This is a genomic window from Litchfieldia salsa (assembly GCF_900104555.1).
In the GTDB taxonomy this organism is placed as follows: Bacteria; Bacillota; Bacilli; order Bacillales; family Bacillaceae_L; genus Litchfieldia; species Litchfieldia salsa.
In genome coordinates this window covers 400552-424035 of sequence record NZ_FNJU01000002.1, presented here as the reverse complement: position 1 = coordinate 424035, position 23484 = coordinate 400552, and the positions used below count along the sequence as shown (strand labels likewise).

20 protein-coding genes are annotated in these 23484 nt (G+C 35.7%); 14 read left to right on the top strand and 6 right to left on the bottom strand.

From position 1 onward, the window contains the following. Positions 1 to 328 precede the first annotated feature (328 nt). The 5 genes from nirB (BLQ56_RS05855) (at position 329) to BLQ56_RS05835 (ending at position 8630) form a co-directional block, all read left to right on the top strand. Positions 329 to 2695: a nitrite reductase large subunit NirB gene (nirB, locus tag BLQ56_RS05855; RefSeq protein WP_090850876.1), complete on the top strand. Its 2367-nt coding sequence runs from the start codon at positions 329 to 331 to the stop codon at positions 2693 to 2695. 35 nt (positions 2696 to 2730) lie between these two features. Next, positions 2731 to 4866, top strand: coding sequence for an assimilatory nitrate reductase catalytic subunit NasC (gene nasC / locus BLQ56_RS05850; RefSeq protein WP_090850874.1), 2136 nt, complete (start codon positions 2731 to 2733; stop codon positions 4864 to 4866). 39 nt (positions 4867 to 4905) lie between these two features. Beyond that, positions 4906 to 7317: a nitrite reductase large subunit NirB gene (gene nirB / locus BLQ56_RS05845; protein ID WP_090850872.1), complete on the top strand. Its 2412-nt coding sequence runs from the start codon at positions 4906 to 4908 to the stop codon at positions 7315 to 7317. 32 nt (positions 7318 to 7349) lie between these two features. Beyond that, complete coding sequence (gene nirD, locus BLQ56_RS05840) at positions 7350 to 7673, top strand: nitrite reductase small subunit NirD (RefSeq protein WP_090850870.1); 324 nt, start codon at positions 7350 to 7352, stop codon at positions 7671 to 7673. 150 nt (positions 7674 to 7823) lie between these two features. Then, positions 7824 to 8630 (top strand): uroporphyrinogen-III synthase, encoded by an 807-nt coding sequence (locus BLQ56_RS05835; protein ID WP_090850868.1) that lies wholly within the window; start codon positions 7824 to 7826, stop codon positions 8628 to 8630. Positions 8631 to 8694: 64 nt separating this feature from the next. Here the strand turns inward: BLQ56_RS05835 and BLQ56_RS05830 are convergent, their stop codons facing one another. Then, positions 8695 to 9927 carry an aminopeptidase gene (locus BLQ56_RS05830; RefSeq protein ID WP_090850866.1) on the bottom strand — a complete coding sequence of 411 codons (1233 nt, stop codon included), beginning with the start codon at positions 9925 to 9927 and terminating at the stop codon, positions 8695 to 8697. A gap of 283 nt (positions 9928 to 10210) precedes the next feature. On the opposite strand from BLQ56_RS05830, the gene BLQ56_RS05825 reads away from it, so the two are divergent. The 4 genes from BLQ56_RS05825 (at position 10211) to BLQ56_RS05810 (ending at position 13184) form a co-directional block, all read left to right on the top strand. Then, positions 10211 to 11344: a CAP domain-containing protein gene (locus BLQ56_RS05825; protein WP_090850864.1), complete on the top strand. Its 1134-nt coding sequence runs from the start codon at positions 10211 to 10213 to the stop codon at positions 11342 to 11344. A gap of 94 nt (positions 11345 to 11438) precedes the next feature. Further along, positions 11439 to 12083: an SDR family oxidoreductase gene (locus BLQ56_RS05820; RefSeq protein ID WP_090850862.1), complete on the top strand. Its 645-nt coding sequence runs from the start codon at positions 11439 to 11441 to the stop codon at positions 12081 to 12083. Positions 12084 to 12203: 120 nt separating this feature from the next. Continuing rightward, a complete protein-coding gene (locus tag BLQ56_RS05815; protein ID WP_090850860.1) occupies positions 12204 to 12785 on the top strand; it encodes a YitT family protein in 582 nt (193 codons plus the stop codon). Positions 12786 to 12905: 120 nt separating this feature from the next. Next, positions 12906 to 13184: a hypothetical protein gene (locus tag BLQ56_RS05810; RefSeq protein WP_090850858.1), complete on the top strand. Its 279-nt coding sequence runs from the start codon at positions 12906 to 12908 to the stop codon at positions 13182 to 13184. Positions 13185 to 13278: 94 nt separating this feature from the next. Here BLQ56_RS05810 and BLQ56_RS23330 read toward each other — a convergent pair whose 3' ends face one another. Next, positions 13279 to 13605: a hypothetical protein gene (locus BLQ56_RS23330; RefSeq protein WP_175490193.1), complete on the bottom strand. Its 327-nt coding sequence runs from the start codon at positions 13603 to 13605 to the stop codon at positions 13279 to 13281. Positions 13606 to 13869: 264 nt separating this feature from the next. Between BLQ56_RS23330 and BLQ56_RS05800 the strand changes: the two genes are divergently transcribed. The 3 genes from BLQ56_RS05800 (at position 13870) to BLQ56_RS05790 (ending at position 15261) form a co-directional block, all read left to right on the top strand. Next, positions 13870 to 14160, top strand: a complete 291-nt coding sequence (locus BLQ56_RS05800) for a hypothetical protein (RefSeq protein WP_090850857.1) — start codon at positions 13870 to 13872, stop codon at positions 14158 to 14160. A gap of 28 nt (positions 14161 to 14188) precedes the next feature. Continuing rightward, entirely contained in the window at positions 14189 to 14959 is a 771-nt protein-coding gene (gene yidC / locus BLQ56_RS05795; RefSeq protein WP_238457183.1) for a membrane protein insertase YidC, read from the top strand. A gap of 119 nt (positions 14960 to 15078) precedes the next feature. Further along, positions 15079 to 15261, top strand: a complete 183-nt coding sequence (locus tag BLQ56_RS05790; protein WP_090850855.1) for a DUF4083 family protein — start codon at positions 15079 to 15081, stop codon at positions 15259 to 15261. Positions 15262 to 15337: 76 nt separating this feature from the next. Here the strand turns inward: BLQ56_RS05790 and BLQ56_RS05785 are convergent, their stop codons facing one another. Further along, positions 15338 to 16564, bottom strand: coding sequence for an MFS transporter (locus BLQ56_RS05785; RefSeq protein WP_090850853.1), 1227 nt, complete (start codon positions 16562 to 16564; stop codon positions 15338 to 15340). A gap of 232 nt (positions 16565 to 16796) precedes the next feature. On the opposite strand from BLQ56_RS05785, the gene BLQ56_RS05780 reads away from it, so the two are divergent. Further along, a complete protein-coding gene (locus BLQ56_RS05780) occupies positions 16797 to 18860 on the top strand; it encodes a cation:proton antiporter domain-containing protein (protein WP_090850851.1) in 2064 nt (687 codons plus the stop codon). 49 nt (positions 18861 to 18909) lie between these two features. Here the strand turns inward: BLQ56_RS05780 and BLQ56_RS05775 are convergent, their stop codons facing one another. The 3 genes from BLQ56_RS05775 to BLQ56_RS05765 all read right to left on the bottom strand — a co-directional run bounded on the left by BLQ56_RS05775 (position 18910) and on the right by BLQ56_RS05765 (position 22983). Next, positions 18910 to 20352, bottom strand: coding sequence for a carbon starvation CstA family protein (locus tag BLQ56_RS05775; protein ID WP_090850850.1), 1443 nt, complete (start codon positions 20350 to 20352; stop codon positions 18910 to 18912). 154 nt (positions 20353 to 20506) lie between these two features. Continuing rightward, positions 20507 to 21235, bottom strand: coding sequence for a LytR/AlgR family response regulator transcription factor (locus tag BLQ56_RS05770; protein WP_090850848.1), 729 nt, complete (start codon positions 21233 to 21235; stop codon positions 20507 to 20509). 29 nt (positions 21236 to 21264) lie between these two features. Beyond that, positions 21265 to 22983 carry a sensor histidine kinase gene (locus BLQ56_RS05765; RefSeq protein ID WP_090850846.1) on the bottom strand — a complete coding sequence of 573 codons (1719 nt, stop codon included), beginning with the start codon at positions 22981 to 22983 and terminating at the stop codon, positions 21265 to 21267. Positions 22984 to 23069: 86 nt separating this feature from the next. Here BLQ56_RS05765 and BLQ56_RS05760 point away from each other — a divergent pair, with 86 nt between their 5' ends. After that, positions 23070 to 23462, top strand: coding sequence for a thiol-disulfide oxidoreductase DCC family protein (locus tag BLQ56_RS05760; RefSeq protein WP_090850843.1), 393 nt, complete (start codon positions 23070 to 23072; stop codon positions 23460 to 23462). Positions 23463 to 23484 lie beyond the last annotated feature (22 nt).

Genomic DNA, 23484 nt, shown 5'->3' with positions numbered 1-23484 from the left:
GGTATAATTTTGTCACCCTTTATGTAAGAAAATCTAACACAACTAAGTAACTTGGTATTATCTCGTTATCACTGTAATGATAAGTTTAAAAGCGCTTACAGTTAAAAATAAAAAAAGTTTTACTTTCGTACCGGTGTTTTTAAGTGGATTAATTTGAAAGCGTTATCGCGATAAAGGGTGGAATGTTTCGAGAAAAGAAGTATTGGTTTTTTTAGAAAAAAGTGATGTTTTTTAACTTTTAATGTGATAACATCTAACATGAGATTAATTATTTGAATATTTAAAAAGTGTTAGTTAATTTTCTTCCCCTTACTGGAGGTGCAATGAAATGAGAAAGGAAAAGCTAATCGTCATTGGAAATGGGATGGCAGGTGTTCGTTGTGTAGAAGAAATTATCAGCAATGATCCTACGAGATTTGAAATTTACATTTTTGGCTCTGAACGACACTTAAACTATAACCGAATCTTATTATCTTCAGTACTTCAGGGAGATGCCTCTATTAATGAGGTCACATTGAATACAGAAGAGTGGTATAAACAAAACCAAATTTATCTCTATATAGAAGAATCGGTTATCGGGATTGATAAAGAAAATAAAACAGTAAAAACTGATAAAAACCGAATCTTCACATTTGATAAGCTTATCATTGCCACTGGTTCTAAGCCTTTTATTCTTCCGCTACCAGGGAATGACTTAGAAGGTGTTCTTACATTTCGTACAATAGATGATTGCGAAAAAATCCTTAAAAGTTCAGTTGGAGATAAAAAGGCGGTAGTGATTGGTGGTGGTGTACTAGGATTAGAGGCAGCTAGAGGTCTATTGAATCTAGGAATGGATGTAAGTGTAGTTCATAACTCAAACGTCATTATGGAACGCCAACTGGATTTATCAGCCTCTAAGATGTTACAGCAAGCACTTGAACGACAAGGTATGAAGTTTCTTTTAGATAAAAAGACAGAGGCGTTCTTCGGTAATGAACGAGTGCAAGGTATTCGTTTTAAAGATGGCTCTATAGTAGAGACTGATTTAGTGATTATGGCGGTAGGTGTTAGACCAAATATCGAATTGGCTAAACTTAGTGGAATTGAAACGAATCGTGCAATTATTGTGAACGATCGCTTAGAAACTAGTATAAAAGACATTTATGCAGTGGGTGAATGTGTAGAGCATCAGGGGAATGTTTATGGGTTAGTAAAACCACTCTACGAGCAGGGACGAATTCTTGCGAAGCAAATCTGTGGGATGAAGCACGACGGTTATAAGGGTTCAGTTCTTACAACACAATTAAAGGTATCTGGAGTGGAAGTCTTTTCTGTAGGGGACTTTCAAGAAACAGATAGTGCAAAATCAATAACATTGTTTAATGAGGAAACAGGTGTATATAAGAAGGTTGTTTTAAGGAATAACAAGTTGATTGGTGCAGTGTTGTATGGAGATACAACAAATGGACCTAGATTACTAGATCTCATCAAAAAGAAAATCGATGTTTCAACAATGGATGAATGGTCCCTTCTTCAGTCAATAGAAAAATCAAATTCTTCTATTCTTGAAATGTCGAATAGTAGTGTTGTATGTAATTGTAATAATGTGACGAAAGGGATGATTATCGAGAGTATTACCAGAGATGGATTAGAAACGGTTGAACAAGTGAAGAAATGTACGAGAGCATCAAGTTCTTGTGGAAGTTGTAAACCGTTGGTGAAAGATATTTTAGATTTTACAAAATCCCCAGATCATAACGAAGTTTACAAGGCGAAGACGTTATGTAGCTGTACTTCTCTTTCTGAGGAAGAGGTGGTTACACAAATACAATTAAAATCTCTGACATCTATAAACGAGGTTTTTAAAACCTTTAATTGGAAAAGTAATCAAGGGTGTAGAACATGTAGACCTGCGTTAAATTATTATTTTAGCATGATTTACCCTGAATATGAGACAGAACAAGAAACGATATTTATTAATAAGAATAAAAATGCATTTATCCAAAAAGATGGCACTTATACAATTATTCCTCAAATGTATGGTGGGCTTACAAATGGGGAGCAACTTCAAACAATAGGAAGAATAGTACAAAAATATTCAATACCTCATGTTGCTATAACTAGTGAACAGCGAATTCAGATAATGGGTGTACAAAAGAAGGATCTTGAGAATGTGTGGAATGATCTTAATATGTCGCTTAGCTTAACCTATGGAAGTACAGTTAGAAATGTAAAAACCTGTATTGGAGAAAATAAATGCAAATGTGATAAGGATAAAGCTTTAAATATAGCAGTAGCTATTGAGGAAACTGTGGAATTCTTAAAAACACCTTATCAAATGAAACTAGGGGTTTCTGCTTGTATCCATAATGGGGCAGGATCAACGACTAAGGATATTGGCGTAATTGGGATTGATCGAGGTTGGGAGATTTATATTGGAGGAAGTAGTGGACGAAATGTTCATGAAGGAGAGTTATTGTGTGTTGTTCAAACAGAATTAGATGCTATCAAAATGATTACTAGTCTAATTCAATACTATCGGGAAACAGCGAATTATTTAGAACGATCATGGCAATGGATAACAAGGCTTGGTCTTATTCATATAAGAGAAGTACTTTTTGATCAGGAATTGTGTGAAGTACTACAAAAACGCCTCGAAGTAGACAAAAAGTATTTAGCAAGGAAAATGGATTTTATTAAAAGTAATTATTAAAATTCAAGATTGATTTATTGAAAGGGGGGGTACTTTTGACAGAATTGTTATTGAAGTATTTTCGTTCGAAGCAGCAAGAAGTTGAATCAGAAAAGATCTACGATACTCAGTGTCCGTTTTGTAGTATGCAATGCAAAATGCAGTTAATCGAACAATCAATTGTTACGAGAAAAAATTACCGGGTTATTGGCCTAAATAATCCAACAACTGAAGGGAGATTATGTATAAAGGGAATGAGTGCACATCAACATGCATTTCACTCAGATCGTATTAAAACACCATTATTAAAAATAGATGGTACCTTTGTTCCGATTACCTGGGAGCAAGCCCTAGCACTTATAAAAGAAAAGGTGTTAAAAATTCAGTCTGATTATGGTCAAGATGCAATGTCTGTATATGGTAGTGGGTCACTTACGAATGAGGAATCTTATTTGTTAGGCAAATTTGCTCGAGTAGCATTAAAGACAAAATACATTGATTATAATGGTAGGTTTTGTATGTCGGCAGCAGCAACTGCTGCAAATCAAGCGTTTGGAATCGATCGAGGAATCACCAATAGCTTATCTGAAATACCTAATTCAAAATGTATCATTCTGGCCGGCACTAATATTGCAGAATGTCAGCCAACCATCATGCCTTATTTTGAGAAGGCAAAAGAAAATGGTTCTTTTATTATTGTTATCGATCCAAGAAATACAGCGACCTCTAAAATAGCTGACTTACATCTTAAGGTAAAACCTGGAACTGATGCTGCACTTGCAAATGGTTTATTGAAAACAATAATGGAAGGAAATTTCATTGATTCTACCTTTATTGACGATCGAACGACAGGTTATCAAGCTTTAAAAGAGCATATATCACAACTTAAAATCGATGAGATTTGTCAACTAACAGGTGTCCAGGCTGAACAAATCCATAAAGCAGCTACGATGTTTGGGAGTTCTGAATCTGGAATGGTTTTCACTGCAAGGGGAGTTGAACAGCAAACTGATGGATACTTAGCTGTAAGAAACTTTTTGAACATTCTGTTAGTTACAGGGAAGATTGGAAAGGAAGGTTGTGGTTATGGGGCTATAACCGGTCAAGGAAATGGGCAAGGTGGTAGAGAACATGGTCAAAAGGCAGACCAATTGCCTGGCTATCGATCAATTGAAAACCCGATCGATCGAAAGTATATTTCAGAAGTTTGGGGCATTAAAGAAGAGAATTTACCTAGAAAAGGTGTCTCAGCCTACGAGATGATGGAAAAAATTGATGAAGGTGAAATAAAAGGTATGCTTTTAGTTGCTTCAAATCCTATTGTTTCAAGTCCTAATGCTAATTTTGTAAAAAAGGCGTTGGGGAAACTAGAGTTTTTTGTGGCTGTTGATATGTTTATCTCTGAATCAGCTGCACTTGCCGATTTAATCCTACCTAGCACTTCCTATCTCGAGGATGAAGGAACAATGACAAATGTCGAAGGGCGGGTCACCTTGCGTGAAGCAAAGAAGAACGTTCCAGGCGAAGCGAAGCATGATTGGAAAATTCTTTCTGAGATTGCGAGAATACTAGGAAAAGGCGAATATTTCCCTTACAGATCTGCAGAAGATATCTTTAATGAACTTAGAATTGCTAGTCGTGGAGGGATTGCAGACTATTATGGAATCACTTATCAACGACTTAAGGAAGAAGGTGGAATCTTGTGGCCATGTCCAGATGTGAACCATAAAGGTACAGACCGACTTTTTGAAGAGGTTTTTGCTCATGAAAACAATAGAGCAATCATGATTCCTGTTCGTAACAGTCCTGAAATAGAAAAGGAACAATCAAGTGAAGACTATCCTTTGTTACTTACTACAGGAAGAGTCATGGCTCATTATCTGACAGGTGTACAAACACGAAAAAGTCCTTCTCTAGCTGCAAGAAATATAGAATCTTACATTGAGATTCATCCATCAACTGCACAAAGGTATGGAATTAAGGATAAATCTCTCGTGCAAATTGACTCTAGAAGAGGAACCATTGTCGTTAGAAGTAAGATAACGGCTGAAATAAGACCAGATACAGTTTTTGTTCCCTTTCATTGGGCAGAGACCCAAAATGTCAATAATTTGATAGGGAATGAACTAGATCCAACTTGTCGTATGCCTGGATTTAAAGTATGTGCAGTAAAAATCAGCAAAGTTATTTAAGGGGTTTGAGGATTGCAATATGAATAAGGGGGAGTAAGGATGGGAAAGAAAAAGTTAGTTTTAGTTGGTAATGGAATGGCTGGTGTACGGGCAATTGAAGAGATTTTAAAAGTAAATGAGGAAAAATTTGATATAACAATTTTTGGGAGTGAGCCACATCCCAATTATAATCGAATTTTATTATCAAAGGTGTTACAAGGGGATACAGATGTAGAGGATATTACAATTAATGATTGGGCTTGGTATGAGGAAAATAATATAACTTTATATACAGGTGAGTCTGTCTCAAGCATTGATTCAGGAAAAAAGGTAGTAGTTACTGATAAAGGTAGAATTGAACCTTATGATGAATTAATTTTGGCTACTGGTTCTCTTCCTTTCATCCTTCCTATACCTGGTGCTGATAAAAAAGGAGTCACCGCATTTAGGGATATAAAGGATACAGATGAAATGTTAGCAGCGTCAAAACAGTTTAAAAAGGCTGCTGTTATTGGTGGAGGGTTACTTGGATTAGAAGCTGCTAGAGGGCTATTAAACTTAGGAATGGATGTTTCTGTTATTCATATTGCTCCGTTCTTAATGGAACGTCAATTGGATCAAACAGCTGGAAAGATGCTACAAAATGAGTTAGAAAAACAAGGAATGAAATTCTTATTGGAAAAGAACACTGATTCAATTATAGGTGATGAAAGAGTTGAGGCAGTAACGTTTAAGGACGGTACTCAAGTGGAAGCTGACCTCGTTGTAATGGCTGTCGGAATTAAACCAAATATTGCTCTAGCTAAAGAAGGTGGTCTTGCTGTAAACCGTGGAATCATTGTGAACGATTATCTACAAACAAATATCCCTCATATCTATGCTGTTGGGGAATGTGCTGAGCATAATGGAATCCCATATGGATTGGTTGCGCCTTTATATGAACAGGGAAAGGTACTAGCAAAACATATTTGTGGTGAAGAAACAATCCCATATAAGGGCTCTGTATTGTCTACTCAGCTTAAAGTTTCAGGTGTAGAAGTGTTTTCAGCTGGTGATTTTATTGAGGATGAAGAGAAAAAAGCACTTAAGGTGTTTGATGACCAAGATGGTATCTATAAGAAATTAGTATTTAGAGAGAATAAAATTGTTGGTGCTGTATTATTTGGAGATAGTCGAGACGGAAACCGACTCTTCTCGATGATCCAGAAACAAGAAGATGTATCAGATACAATGAAAGTAGCAATCTTACAACCTATTGGCGGTGAAGCTGGTGAGAGCTTTGTTGCTACTATGAGTGATGAAGAAATTATTTGTGGTTGTAATGGAGTTTCAAAGGGGGCAATCGTTCAAGCAATTCAAGAAAAAGGATGTACAACAGTTGATCAAATTAAAGGCTGCACAACGGCTTCTCGTTCATGTGGTGGTTGTAAACCACTTGTAGCTGACCTTCTTCAACATACTCTTGGAGCTGACTTTGATACCTCCGTACAAAAAGAAGCGGTTTGTGGATGTACCTCATTATCAAGAGAGGAAGTAATAGAAGAAATAACACTTAAAGGCTTAACGCACGTAAAAGAGGTAATGAATGTACTTGGTTGGAGTTCAACTGAAGGGTGTTCAAAATGCCGTCCAGCCCTTAACTATTACTTAGGCATGGTAAATCCTGTGACCTATCAAGATGAAAGAGAGTCACGTTTTGTTAATGAACGTATGCATGCAAACATTCAAAAAGATGGAACGTATTCTGTTGTACCAAGAATGTATGGTGGAGTAACGAACGCTAATGATCTAAGAAAAATTGCTGATGTGGTTGATAAGTTTGAAATACCTCTTGTGAAGGTAACTGGAGGGCAACGAATTGATTTATTTGGAGTAAAGAAAGAAGATTTGCCAAGTGTTTGGGAAGAGCTTGATATGCCATCGGGATTTGCTTATGGAAAATCATTAAGAACGGTTAAAACTTGTGTTGGAGAACAGTTCTGTCGGTTCGGTACACAAGATTCGATGGGACTTGGAATTACGCTCGAAAAGAAGTTTGAAGGATTACAAACACCACATAAAGTTAAAATGGCGGTATCTGCGTGTCCTAGGAGTTGCGCTGAGTCAGGATTTAAGGATATTGGTTTTATAGGGATTGATGGAGGATGGGAGCTATATGTTGGAGGAAACGGAGGTACCCATGTTCGTGGTGGTGACTTACTTTACAAAGTGAAAACAGATGAAGAAGCCATCGAGATTACTGGTGCTTATTTACAATATTATCGTGAAACAGCTAATTATTTGGAACGGACATCCGCTTGGATTGAACGTGTTGGTCTTGAACATGTGAAGACCGTATTAGATGATAAAGAAAAAAGAGATGAACTTAATGCTAGAATGGATACAACCCTTTCCGTTTATAAGGATCCTTGGAAAGAAATTATCGAAAATAAAAAAACGAAGAAGGAATTGTTTGAGCTAGTGAAGTCTTAAATAAGGATTCTATTTCTAAGGGGGACATTTAGATGGTAAACAAAAGCTTAACAAGAGTATTGGTAGGTACATTGGATGAGTTACCGGATCGGATCGGGAAAACAGTACGTGTTGGTGAATTAGAAGTTGCAGTTTTTAAATTGTCAGGTGGAAGTGTAAAAGCTGTTGAGAACCGTTGTCCTCATAAGGGTGGAGTTCTATCCGAGGGGATAGTGAGTGGTGAGTTCGTGTTTTGTCCTATGCACGACTGGAAAATTTGTTTAGATGATGGGAATGTTCAGGAACCCGACAATGGCTGTGTTAAAACCTATAAAACAACTGTTGAAGGTGATGAAGTTTATCTTCATCTAGGTTAATAATAAGTTTTCACGAAAAGCATCCGTGTGTTTGGATGCTTTTCATTTTGTTCCTATAATCTTTAAATAACATTTAAAAGTGTTTACTACAAACTTCTAATGTGATAGCTTTTAATTAACAAAGAGACAAGGGTAAAGGAGGGGCATTATTTGAAAAAGTTAGAAGGCAAACGAATTGCATTAGTAGGACCGCGTAAAGCAGAAGAAATGAGTATCATTGTTCAAAATCTTGGTGGCATACCGCTAGTAAGACCTGCTCAGGGTACGGTCTTTTTAGATGATTCAAATGTTGAGAATGAGATCAAACGTCTTATAAATGGGGATTTTGATTGGATCATCCTTACAACAGGTGTTGGAACGGAAAGATTATATAATACGTCAATAAATTTAGGGCTGGGAGACCAATTTATTGCTATTTTACAACGAATGAATATCGCTGCAAGAGGCTATAAAACAGTCAATTTTTTAAAAAAACTAGGATTATCTCCACTTGTTAGAGATGATGATGGAAGTACAGCAGGTTTAGTGCGTAGTCTTGCTACCCATTCATTAAGTTCTAAAAATGTTGCGCTTCAATTACATGGAGATCCTGCGCCATTATTAATTGAGTTTTTAGAAAATCAAAATGCTACATATGAAGAACTTTTACCATATCAGCATACCCCACCTGAAGAACATGTTCTTGAGTTATTAGTTGAGGAGTTATTAAAAGGGGAAATTGATGCAGTAGCATTTACAAGTACTCCACAGGTACGTTTTTTAATGAGTTATGCTCAAGAAAAAGGTGTGCGTGAAAAACTTTTAGAAGTGTTTTCTACTCAAGTGATTGCGTTAGCAGTCGGGAAAGTAACAGCGCAAGCGTTACGTGAGGTTGGAATTGAGAGAGTGGTTTTCCCTGAAAATGAGAGAATGGGAAGTATGATTGTTGAGTTGGCAGACTACTACAAAAAAAATTAGAGATAAAAAGAATGGCCTAAAAACTAGAGCCATTCTTTTTTAATCTCGTAATAAATACCTTTTATTAAAATGCCCAGTTTCCGTTTCTGAAGACCGCTTCAACGGTACCGTCGGCTTTAATTCCGTCAATATCCATAACGCTTGAGCCAATCATAAAGTCCACATGTGTGATACTAGTGTTTAATCCTTTGCTTTCTAATTCCTCTTTTGACATTGTTTTTCCACCTTCAATACAGAATGAATATCCATTACCGATTGCAAGGTGATGTGAAGCATTTTCATCAAATAGAGTGTTAAAGAAAATAATATTTGAGTTTGAAATAGGAGAATTATGTGGGACAAGAGCAACTTCTCCTAAATAGTGTGAGCCTTCATCTGTTTCAACTAATCTCTTTAATGTTTCTTCACCTGATTCAGCACTAACCTCGACGATTCGTCCGTTTTCAAAGGTAACTTTGAAATTCTCAATTAGGTTACCACCATAGCTGAGTGGTTTTGTACTAGAAACATATCCATTTACGCCTGTCTTTAGTGGTACAGTGAAGACTTCTTCAGTAGGCATATTAGCAACGAATGCTGTGCCTTGTTCATTTTCACTTCCACCACCAATCCATACATGTGTTTCAGGTAACTCTATAGTTAGGTCCGTGCCAGGAGCATTGTAATGTAATTTTTGATATTTCTTTTCATTTAAATATTGTTCTTTGCTTTGAAGTGTTGCATTATGTTCTTTCCAGGCTTGAACTGGATCCTCTAGGTTTACTCTTGTTGCCATGAAGATTGCATCCCATAGTTTAGCTTGCTGCTCTTCTTTTGGTGCATCCGGAAATACCTTTTCAGCCCAAGCCTCAGAAGGTACTGCAACGATAGACCAGCTAATTTTGTCAGATTGAATAAAGCTTCTGAATTTCTCCATTGCGATTCCATAAGCTTTATTTGCATTTGCAATTCTTTCAGGATCTACACCTTTAAGAAGGTCTGGGTTTGATGAGATCACAGAGAGAATTGCAGCACCTTCTTCTCCCATTTCTTCGTAGCCTTTAGCTTTCCAAGTTGGATATTCAGTAAAAGCCTCATCTGGAGCTAGATCATATTTTATACGGGTTACTTCCTCATCAGCCCACTCAATATGTACGTTCTTTGCTCCAGCCTCATATGCTTTCTTTGCCACTTTTCTAACGAAATCCGCAGTAGAGATTGGTGCGTTTACGATCAGGGTTTGACCTTTTTGGACATTGACACCAACGCGCACAGCAAGATCTGCATACTTTTCAAGATTCTGCTCAAATGTATTCATTTAGAATCCTCCTTCATTATGTATGTTCTCATATTACCACGATTAGAAAAAGAGAGAAAATAATAAGAACAACTAAAAACTTTTCAGTACTCCAAGCCTTCCTTATAAAAGGAGATAATCATATTGGTTCACAAGCAAGAACGATAAGACTTATAATAATGATAAAGATGTAAAGTTTTTAACAATCATTATACAGCCTTAATTTATAGGCTTATTACTATACCTATTGATTGTTTTTTAAGACATTTGGTTAAAATGGTTAATACGAATGGAGGATGGGCCAATGAGGCGATTTTTACTATTGTTATCAACAATCTTCTTTCTTTATGCTTCTTGGACTGTCATTGAAAAAAAGATTGCCGATACTAAATATGAAGCTGCAATAGAGACACTAAAAACAGAACTTGATGATATTAAGAATAGTCCTGAAATGACAGGATTGATTGACAAAACCATTATAACTCTTTCACAAATCTTTAGTGAAGAAAAGGTAGAAGAAGGTGTAATAAAAGGAGATGAAGAAGGTTCGCAATTAGAATCTCCCAATCTGGAAGCTCCAACAAACCAATTCTTTTCTATTTTTAATGTGGAGCTTGGGGATACAAGGGAAGAAGTTGAAGGAATAGTTGGACCAGCAGAACGAGTTTCTTACAATGAATATGGAGTCGAGTGGTATTCATATCATGAAAACTACCAACATTTTATGATGGTTGCTTTCAATGAAGAAGATAGAATAATTGGTTTGTATACGAATCAAGACTTAATCACTTCTAAAAATGGAATTGAGTTAGGTACTCCGAAAGAAACGGTACTAAAAAATTTGGATGAGCCGATGGAATATATCAATAAAGGATTAGTTAATTATCAATTTCCTGTAGATCGTGATTACGATATGTTTGAGTTTGAAAATAGCTATGTAACCATCTTTTATGATCAACTTCAAGATAACACGGTTACTGCCATTCAACTCATAGATAAAGAACTTGAACAAAGCAGAAAGGACTTTTACTCTACTGCAACAGAGGAGTTAAAGGAAGGCTTTGAATATCAATTATTTGATTTAACTAATGCAGCTAGAGTGAAAAATGGATTGAATATCTTGCAATGGGATGATCAAGTTAAAATAACTGCAAGAAAACACAGTATGGATATGGCCGAAAAAAACTTTTTTGATCATATAAACTTAGAAGGTCAAAGCCCGTTTGATCGAATGCTTGAAGATAATATTCCCTACACAGTGGCTGGTGAAAATTTAGCATTAGGCCAGTTTAGCAGTATTTTTGCGCATGAAGGATTAATGAACTCATTAGGGCACCGAGAAAACATCTTGCATCCTGATTTTGAGTTATTAGGGGTTGGTGTTGCGTTTAATGAAAAGTCAAACCCTTATTATACTGAGAACTTTTATTCTAAGTAGGCGTGATTGTTGATTGATATAAGCAGTATGTTTGATACCTCTTTTACAATTTGAAATAATGAAAGTAGTTCAATTTGAAAGGGGAAGATGATTAATGAAGGTTTTTGTAGTTGGGGCTAATGGACAAATTGGTCAACATCTCGTTCATTTGCTAAATCAAAGTTCGGAATTTGAAGTTAAAGCAATGGTACGTTCTCAAAAACAACAAAAAGAGTTGACTTCAAAAGGAATTGAAGCGGTTGTTGCAAGCCTTGAAGGGACAGTTGAGGAAATTGCTAGTGCTGCAGAGGGAACTGATGTAATCATCTTTACAGCAGGTTCTGGTGCTAGTACGGGTGATGATAAAACATTATTAGTTGATCTTGATGGTGCAGTTAAAACAATAGAGGCAGCAGAAAAAAACGGAATCGACAGATTTGTAATGGTAAGTGCGATTCAGGCACACAACCGAGAAAACTGGAGCCAAGTTATTAAGCCTTATTTTGTTGCTAAGCATTATGCTGATCGTATATTGAGAACTTCCAGTTTGAATTACACAATCGTTCGACCAGGTGGTCTTACGAATGATGAAGGAACTGGTAAAGTACAAGTTGCAGAAAATCTAAACCGAGGAAGTATTCCTCGAGAAGACGTCGCTGCGACATTGATAAGTGTACTAAATGAGAAAAATACGTATAGACGATCTTTTGATCTTACATCTGGTAATCAATCTATTACCGAAGCTATAAAATCTTTATAAATACTTTTGAACGACAGAAGTCCTGTAAATAGGATTTCTGTTTTTTTTTGTGAATGAAATGTACAATCCCCTATGAATCTTGCATACATTTAAACATGTCCAAATCTTTGAGGTGTTTGCATGTTAAAAAAGGGTCTAGTTATCATATTTGGAAGTATGTTACTCGGAATTGGGATTAATCTTTTCTTGGTTCCGTATAAAGTGTTAGATGGTGGAGTAATTGGTGTTGGGTTAATGATGAGATATCTTTGGGGATTTGAAGCAGGATTTGCCATCCTTATTTTAAGTATTCCCATTTTTCTAATTGCGTGGTTTAAATATAGACCATACTTTTATAATAGCCTTCATGGGATGCTTATTTCTTCCTTGTTTATTGATTTGTTTAATCAATTTCCTCGGATGTTTGTTCTTGAACCTGCCATTAGCTCAGTGATTGGAGGGGTTTTAGTTGGATTAGGTATAGGTCTAATGCTTAGATATAAGACGAGTACTGGAGGTACGGATTTAATTGCTCAATTTATTTCAGATATAACTAGCATAAATGTAGGTTTATTAATATTTATTCTTGATGCAATCATTATCCTTGTTGGGGGTTTATTAGTTTCTACAGAGACACTCTTTCTCTCAACAATCACGATTTTATCAGTTGGTTTAACAACAAGTCTATGTACATGGAAAATGAAACCTAGTTATGGATCATAGAATATTATAAGAAAAAATGGATTCCCCTTCTAAAATTACAAATAATTATAAACAAATTATAGACATGACCCCAATCAGGTAGTCCCCTTTTTGAATAGAATATTCTAAGGAGGGGTGAGTGTGGAAGAATTAGATAAAGAAGTAAGAGAACTTGAATTAAGAGTAGATGAATTAGAATCACAACAAGAAAATATAGATGAAACTTTAAGGAATCAATTGGATGAGAACGATGTTAGAGCAATTGTAGAACAACTATTAGGTGAACAAGATAATGCAACAAAAAGAGACGTTGCTCTTGAATTAAATAGATATCAGTTGTTATTTATAAAATGGATGATAGCGACTGGGGTCAGTATAACGGCCATTATTATTACATTTGTACGTTTCTTTCTTTTATAACCTGTATAAAGAAGACCTTACTTTACAAATGCAATATAAAGTAAGGTAGATATTAATCATTGTTTTGGAAAGTAATCTTTAGAATAAATCGTGGTTAGAATCCGAATCCACCATATCCGTATCCAGGACGTGGACGTAGGCCATAACCATAACCATAACCAGGACGTGGGCGTGGTCCGAATCCACCGTATCCAGGACCAAATCCAGCACCATATCCATATCCAGCACCGTATCCAGGACCAAATCCGCCATAACCAGGACCAAATCCACCATAACCTGGTCCATCTAGTAAGCTACCTCCTAAAGCGCCAACTCCAAGGCCTAATAATCCTGCGCTAAGTGGTCCAAATCCGAAGCGTTCGTCACCTTGGGCACCATAAACAGGTACGTTTCTCATATCATAGCCATATGTGTTATACATAAAAAAATCCCCTTTCTTATTTCAACCATCATTCTTTTTACGATTTAATTAACTAGGTTTTTTGATTACACTACAACCTATGTATTTATGAGATATCTGTCCTAGTCATTAGCCTAATTATCAAAAAAATGGGTAAACGCCCAGATACTCATATTTTCCGTTATCGTTAAAAAAATGACTCATTATGTTACGGTCATTGCAGTATTTATAAGAAAGAGATATAATTTAAACCAAGTTTTGTAATACATATAAGGTGATGATTTAATGTTTGATATCCTATTAGATTTCAATAACTTATATTCAATATACAGTATTTATTTTAGTATGCTTTTAGGGATCACGATAAAAGTTGCCTGGAAATTTGGTGTTGATGACTCTTTTATTAGTTCTCTTTATTACACTTCAAAAATTAATGTTTGCTCAAAGTCAGAGCTTCATTTCCGTTCTCAGATCAAACGAAGTGATTCAATTAACCAATGGATTTCAAAAGTAATACGAAGAAAAGTTTGTCCCAATGATGATGGTGAAGAAGTGAACATCCTCCCTGTTTGTTAAGAAAAACAAAAACAAGGAGGAAAAAGAATTGTTCAAAAAAATAAGCTATTCATTATTTTTATTACTCATATTTATGACAGGATGCTCTCAACATGATTCAACTGATCCATCTCTGTTTCAGTTATATCTAGTTAATCCCATGGAAAACTTCATTTATTTTCTGGCTGAAGTTGATGGTGGAAGCTTCGGTGTTGCGATTATTCTGATCACGATTATCATTCGATTAGTATTGATGCCCTTAATGCTAAAGCAGTATAAAAGTCAACAACTCATGAAGGTTAAAATGGCCAATTTGAAACCTGAAATGGATTCAATACAAGAAAAGTTAAAAAACACGAAAGATGCAAAAGAACAAAAAGTGCTTCAACTAGAAATGATGAATTTATATCGGAAGCATAATGTTAATCCACTTTCGATGGGGTGCTTACCTCTCATCATACAGATGCCAATATTAATGGCCCTTTATTATGCAATAAGTCATTCAACGGAAATTGCTACACATTCATTTCTATGGTTTAATCTTGGTCAACCTGATGTATTTATTACATTGATTGCCGGGTTAATCTATTATTTACAATTTAAAGTAAGTCAGATTAATCTCTCAATGGAACAACAAAAGCAAATGCGAATAATGGGGATGCTTTCTCCAATCATGATTATGGTGTTTTCATTTACTGCACCTGCAGCTCTTCCGTTATATTGGTGTGTTGGTGGATTGTTTTTAATCTGTCAAACCTTACTTGGCCAACGGTTATATAAGCAAGAAGAGTCAACATTAAATAATGCACAGTTGGATTAAGGCTGGGGCGGGCAGTTCAATAACTATTGGACTGCTCTTTTGGTTTAACTTATGACAAAGTCTGATGAATGAATAATGAAGATAGAACCAGTGGTTAATAAAGGGAAGGGAGAAAGTAAATGAACATATTTTCTTTTTTTGGTCCAGTACTCTTATTTCTAATTACATTATTATTTTTTACATCTATCGCATTGTTTGTTAAGTTACTATTAAAAAATCAAAGTGAACGAAATGAACGATTGAAAAAAATTGAAGAAAAACTAGATACAGTGATTGAGCTACAAAAATCGAAAAAAAGTTAAAAAGAAGGCAACATAAAAGTGAGGGTCCTATTAGTAATAAAACTGATTGGACATCCTCACATAAGTTCAAATTTACTTATATTTCTTTAGTAACTTGAGGTGTTACCTTCTTAGTATGATAATGAAAAGCAATACATGTAATGATTATGGTAGTTATAATAAGTGTACCATGTAAAATCCATACCATATTCGGCATTGTCATTCTTTCTAGTAGGAGTGGTGCGAGAATAAAACCAAGAGCAAATCCTAATGATTTTAATAACATTCCAACTCCAAAAATTCTTCCGCGAATATGATTTTCTGTCTTTTGCAGTATGGTAGCATGAAGTGTTGTGAAGCATGCATCAAAAATACCAGTGAAAAATGCAAATGGGAAGATAATCCAGACGAAAGATGTGGATAAAAAGATGATAAACCCTGTTGACATAAGAATGGCTGAACTGAAACAAACCCAGTATAGCTTTTGATCAAGTAACCATCTTAACCTTGGGAGAATCATCGTTGCTAATACTGAACCAATTCCCCAGACTCCCCAGATCATTCCATAATAAAAACCTTGTCTTTCGGCATCTAAATTCTCAGCTAAAAGGGGGATTCCTAAGTTGTGAGAACTACCAGCAAAGGACCCCACCAGGAATACGACATTGATCATCATCAACATAGGTGCTAAGCTAAGATATTTATACACTTCCTTTAAGTCATTCATAACACTCATTATTTTTTCTCTTGCACCAGAAGTAAGTGCAGTGTCAGTTCTAGGTATAGCCGTTTCCCATTTCATTTTTACGAGTACAAGAGCTGACACGAGATAGGTGGACGCATCAATAATAAGGGTGATTTTATAGCCCAGGAAATCAGTAATTACACCTGCTGCTATAAATCCTGCAACTAAGCTAATTGACGTTAATCTCGCAATAATTGCATTTGTTTCAAGTACTCTGTTTTCACCAAAAATCCTTGGTATTTCAGCACTAAAGCTAACACCAAAGAACGTGCTAGTTAATCCGATTAAAAAAGAAGCGATGATGATGAAAGTTGGGCTAGGGAATGGAATAAGTGCAAGTATGATGATTGCTCTTAGTATATCTGTATAGATCATGATTTTCCTTCGATCGAAACGATCAGCAACAACTCCCGAGAATAGACTTGATAACACGCCGCCAATTGTTCTAGCTGCCATCGCTGCAGCTAACCATAATGGACTCCCAGTTGCAGCGTAGATCACAACATTTAAAACGATCAAATCCATAAAGGTACCAAAATCAGATAAAGCTTTTACATAAAGAATTAGTTTACGATTCATGTTGTGTTCTCCTTAAATTAACAAACTAAATTCTATTTTAATGATAAGAAAGGTATTTCGCAACACGAAATTTATTTTTTAATCAAATTCTATCTTTTAAAATGCATAATGAGGAAATGAAGTAAAAGAAGAGACTTCTTCTATGATATATTATTAAAAAACCTGATTTTAATAATGATTAGAAAAGATGATGAGAAATTCAAATGTAAGACTTAAAAAGGAGGAGATTGATATGTTTGAGCTACCTCTAACAAATCCTGTTATTGTTTTTGCTCTTTCTATGACAGTTTTTTTAATTAGTCCAATGTTAATGAGACTTTTAAAAATACCAGGTATCATTGGTCCAATTATTGCTGGTGTAGTCATAGGGCCACACGGACTTGGAGTACTTCAGCGCGGTCAAACGATTGAATTACTCGGGACTGTTGGATTGTTATTTATTATTTTTATTGCTGGCCTTGAAATGGATATAGATGGATTTAAAAAATATCGGAATCGAAGTATTACTTTTGGGTTGCTTTCATTTTTTATTCCACTCATCTTAGGAACTGGGATTGGACTTTTTCTTGAATATAGTTTAGCAGCTTCAATTCTTTTAGGCTCAATTCTAGGGTCACACACATTACTTGGATATCCAATTGCTAGCCGATTAGGTATATCTAAAAATAAGGCAGTAACGACTGCAGTCGGTGGGACTTTATTAACAGATACTTTAGCTCTCTTAATTCTAGCCGTAATTACTGGGGCTGCTACAGGGGATTTATCGATTGCATTTTTCGTTACTCTAATCATTTCTTTGACAATTTTCACGATATTAAATTTGATTGGAATTCCTATTTTGTCTAAATGGATATTTAAAAACATGGGAAATGAAGGAGATAAGGTTTTTACATATGTGATTGTCGTATTATTTCTTTCTGCATTTTTGGCAATCTTAGCAGGTGTTGAACCAATTATAGGTGCATTTTTATCAGGACTGGCATTAAACCGTCTTGTATTTGACCAAGGGCCGCTGATGAATCGCATTCGTTTTACAGCAAATGCTTTATTCATTCCCTTTTTCCTTCTTTCTGTCGGGATGTTAATGGATTTAGGTGTGTTAATAAGTGACCCAAAAGCATGGATCCTAACTATATTGATTCTTGTTGGTGTAATGATTGGAAAGTATGCAGCAGCATGGATCACAAGCAAAATTTACAAATATAGTAATGAAGAGAGAAATATAACATTCGGTTTAACCATCCCACAAGCAGCTGCCACATTAGCTGCTACATTAGTAGGTTTTGATGTTGGTTTATTAGATCAATCTACAGTTAATGGCGTTATTATTATGATTCTAGGTACTTGTATTGTAGGTCCATATTTAGTTGAGAAATTTGGTAGAGAAATTTCATTACATGAAGAACAACAGCCATATGAAAAAGGTGATGCACCAGAACGTATCATGATTCCTATGGCAAACCCTGATACAATGGAATCACTACTAGATCTAGGATTTGTGCTTAGAAAAAACACATCTATGGATCAGCCTTTATATCCATTAAGGATTGTTAAGAAAGACATGCGAACAGCTGAGGGTGAAATTGCAAATGCAGAAAAGATGTTAGGACATACCGTAATGTATGCATCAGGTGCTGATGTACCCGTTAAATTGGTGACTAGAGTTGACCATAATATTGCAAATGGGATAGCAAGAGCAATTGTTGAAGAAAGAATATCGATGGTCATTGTTGGGTGGGAGGGGAAGCGTTCTACTCCACAACGTATTTTTGGGAATGTTCTTGATCAGCTTGTAGAACAAACCTCTCAATCAATTATAATAGCGAAGCTAAAACATCCATTAAGCACAACAAAGAGAATTATCGCTATTTTGCCAAAAGGAATTGATCATTCTAGAGGGTTTAAAGAAGCACTGATGCAAATAAAAATGATGACCAATGATCTTGGTGCACAGTTAGTATGCATTGTAATAGATGATGAGGCTAGTAAATATGAAAAATTCTTAAAGGAAATTAAATCAAACCCTGTGACGAGTGTAAAAGAAGTAGAAGATTGGGATACATTATACTTCGAACCAAGTCCACAAAGAAATGATGATTTAATTATAGTAGTAAGTGCAAGAAAAGGCACAGTTGCATGGCACCCAGAGTTGGAAATAATACCAGGTAAACTTGCAGCCATGAACCATGAAACCTTCATTATTTATTATCCACAAGAGGAAAAAGAAATCGATGTTCGAGGTACAACTGGTACAGAGCTTCCAAAGGAAGTTTTATTTAAGAATGATTTTTACTGATAATTAAATAAATGTTAGATATAGAAAAAGGTGCCAGAGGCACCTTTTTCTATGCAACTTTTGTAATATCTTCATCAAGCTCAATATCACTATTTCTAGCCTTTTTTGCTGCTACGAAGAATATTACAGTTATCGCAACTGTTATAATTGCAGCAAGTATATATGAGGTAGTTAAATTAATCCCGAATCCAATTGGAGCATTTAATATATAGGTTGATGTAGCCATTGTCATAAATACTCCTGGAATCATTGCAATCCAGTAGTTTTTCTTCGCGATGAATAAATACATTGCAGCAACCCATAGTGCAATAACTGCAGTTGATTGGTTCGCCCATGAGAAGTAACGCCACAATAAGGTAAAGTCTATTTTTGTTAGTGCAAATGAAATGATAAATAATGGAACCGCAATCCATAAACGGGAAGCAATCTTCTTTTGTGAGATCTTGAGATAATCTGCAATAATCATCCGAGCACTTCTAAAAGCGGTATCTCCAGAAGTAATTGGTAGAATAATGACTCCAAGTACAGCTAAAGTCCCACCGATAGCTCCTAACATTGCAGTCGAAACCTCACTAACTACTAATCCAGTTCCGCCTGTTGCAAGAATTTCATTTAATCCAACTGGACCATCAAATAAGCTCATTGCTGCCGCAGCCCAAATCATAGCGATTACACCTTCTGTAATCATCATGCCATAGAAGATTTTGCGTCCTTGGCTTTCATTTTGGGTTGTACGCGAGATGATAGGTGTTTGGGTTGCATGAAATCCTGAAAGTGCACCACAAGAGATTGTTAAGAATAATAATGGAAAGATCGGTGCATTGTCAGGATGAAAGTTTGAAAATGATAATTCAGGAATTGGAGCACCAGTGAAAATTAACGCTCCTCCAACACCTACAGCTGAAATTAAGAGTAATGCTCCAAAGATTGGATAAAAACGACCAATGATTTTATCAACTGGTAATAATGTTGCTAATACATAATAAACGAAGATTACCCCTAGGATCATCCCCATTGATGACCAATCACCTAGTAAATTGTTAAGTAGACCTGCTGGTGCAGTGACAAATACAGTTCCAACTAATAACAACAATAGAACAGCAAATCCATTTACAACATGCTTCATAAATTTCCCTAAGAACTTGCCTGCTAGCTCTGGAAGGTGAGCTCCTCGGTTTCTAATTGAAATCATTCCTGTTAAGTAATCATGAACAGCCCCTGCGAAAATACAGCCGATCACAATCCATACAAATGCTACAGGACCATATAAAGCTCCCATGATTGGTCCGAAGATAGGTCCTACTCCGGCAATATTTAGTAATTGTATGAGTGAGTTTTTCTTTTCACTCATTGGAAGGTAATCAACCCCATCTTTATGGGTAAATGCAGGTGTACTACGTTCTTGCTTTGGTCCAAATACTTTTTCTACAAATTTTCCATATGTGAAATACCCGATGATTAATAATATAACTCCCCCGAGAAATGTAAACATCTTAACTCCTCCTTTTGTTGAATACGCTTACAAACACAGTTTACTTGAAAAAGCTATCAAAAAGGGGGACCAAGGAGTAAGATGTCGAGAATATTGTTTAACATGTTAAAAATGGAGAATAACATGCACTCTGAGGATATCAAACTGAATTGGATTATAATTCAAGTCTGGTTCGTAAACCTTTTACATAATTTCGACTAACAGAGAGTAGTTCTTTCTTTCCCTTAAGTTCTAAGTGATAGGCACCATTAAACCAAGGAATTAATTTAGCAACATATGACAAATTCACAAGATAACTTTTATGGATTCGGAAAAATGAATAATCTTTTAATCTAGTTTCAAACTCCTTTAGAGGTGATTTGGTTTCAAATTCGCGATCTTCTAAAACGAGCCGAGTATACCGTTCCTCACGATAAATATACATGACATGTTTTGGATCAATATAGTTAATTTCTTCGTCACCTTCAATGGCTAATTTATTTAAAGAAGGTAATTCCTCGGTTGTAGGAGTAAATAAAAGAAGCTTTTCTAATCTTAATATCGTCTCCTTTAATTGTACTTCATCATATGGTTTAACTAAGTAATCTACAGCTTCATGTCTAAAAGCCACAACAGCAAAATCTGGATAAGCAGTTGCGAACACGATAAGAGGTTTCTTTTTGAGTTCTTTGAGTGATGAGGCCGCCTCCATTCCATTTAATTGTGGCATTTCAATATCAAGAAATACCACGTCAGGTTGAAGCTGGATGCTTTTCATAATAGCAGATTCTCCATTATCAGCTTCACCAACAATTTCTATGTTCTCATAACAACTTAGTAAATGTGACAATTCATTTCGGCTATACCGTTCGTCATCTACGATTAAAACCTTTAATGTTTTCATTTTATTTTCCTTCCTTCCGCCTATATAAGTTAGATGGTGAACGATACCTTTGTACCCTTTCCACCCTCACTCTCAATTGTTAATCTTGATTTCTCGCCGAGCATCATCACAAGTCGACGATTTACATTATATAGACCTATTCCCGTACTTTCTTCAGATGGAATAAAACGTTTACCTAGTTTCTTAAGTTCAATTTCATCGATTCCCTTACCGTTATCTGTTACAGAAACTACAGTGGACTTCCCTGTTTTCTTAATAGATATCAAGATTCTACAATCACTATGTTTCTCTCTTATCCCATGTTTAACTGCATTTTCGACAATCGGTTGTAATGTTAATGGAGGTATTTTAGTTAATAGTAGGTGATCATCAATGCTATAGGACACTATTAATTTATCAACGAAACGGGCTTCTTCGATTGAAAGATATGCACGTACATGTCTTAATTCAGCTTCAAGTGTAGTCCACTTCATAGTAGTACCGGATAGATTTTGCCTTAAAAAGTGCGAAAGTGCGATGAGTAGCTGTCGAGCCTTATTTTGATCGATCCGTATTAAGGAGACGATAATATTCAACGTATTAAATAAAAAATGTGGGCTTATTTGTGCTTGTAGTGATTTTATTTCTGCTTCTTTTGCGAGTTGATAAGCTCTATCAGACTCTGCCATATCTAATTGATTGCTAAGAAGGGAACTCAGCCCTTTAATTAATTGGATGACGACATTTGTGATTTCTCTTTCTGTTTTGAAGTAAAACTTTAGAGTGCCAATTACTTCACCTCTTTGTTTAAGTGGGGCAATCACAACGGCATTTAATGGACATTCTCTTACAGTACAATGAATTTCTTTATGGCCTGCAACAACAAGTTTTCCTCTTTGTATTACTTTTCTAGTAACATCTGTCTGAATCGGTAAAAGTTCCTTATGGTGATCACTAGCAGAACCGATGTGTGCTAATATCTTTTCCTTATCTGTAATCGATACTGCACTTGCATCTACTTCTCGATAAATGATGGCACACGTTTCTTTGGCAGATTCTACATTTAAGCCTTTACGTAAATAGATGAGCGTCAACTCTGCTAATCTTAATGCTTTTTGTGCTTGTAGGGCACCTGCCTTTTCTTCTTCGCCAACAAGGTTTCTAATGATTAATAAGAATAGAGCAGAGCCAATTCCATTTGCAATAATCATTGGAATGCCAATATTCTCCACTAAAGTTAGTGCTTGTGAGAAGGGTCTTGCCATTAATAATATAATGAGCATTTGAAACGCTTCCGCTAATGCACAGATAATAAATGCAGAAGTGAGGGTGATATGTTTGTTTCTTGTATGAAAATATCCAGCTATGATACCAGCAATAATTGCTGATAGACCACAAGCCAAATCTGTAAATCCACCTAAGGAGAAACGATGAACGCCAGCAATTAAGCCTGCACCGATTCCGACCTTATATCCTCCTAAGATACCAGCGATAATCACACCAATGACCCTAGAGTTTGCTAATGCTTCGTCTTGTGTTAAATCGTATGTAATCCGGTCAAATTGAAGAGAGTCTGTACTATATGCTAGTCCTGAATAAGTCCCGATAATCCCGAAAAATCCAAAGAAGATAATTGCACTTACTTGTTGCTTCCACGTAATATCTTCTTGATGTATCATTTGTCTAAAGAAACGAAAACGAGTTAAGATAAAGGCGATCGTGACAATAATACCTAAACGCTCTAACATTGTTAACATGAGTTCAAACATATAGATTCTCCTATACATGATATTAAATCTATTATATCAATGGAAAGTATATATTAATAACCTTATATTTCAAAGGAGATGTAGTCTTGAAAAAAACGATATTATATGATGGTACATGCAACTTTTGTAATACAAGTGTCCAGTTCATTATAAACAGAGATCCAAAATCTTCATTTTTATTTGCTTCACTTCAGGGTAAAACAGGGAAAGAGATGTTAAAAAAATACAAAATTAAAGAAGAAATTGATAGTATCGTGCTTATTGTTGATGAGCAAGCTTATACCAAATCAGATGCAGTATTAAGGATTTGTAGTGATTTAACGAGTCCATGGAAATATATGAGTGTTCTTCAAGCTTTACCACGTTTTATGAGAGATACAGTATACGAACTAATTGCGAAAAATCGCTATAGGTGGTTTGGTAAACAGGAGAGTTGTATGATTCCAAAACCAGATGTAAGGAAACGATTTTTGGATTAGAAATTATATCAGAAACCTCTAT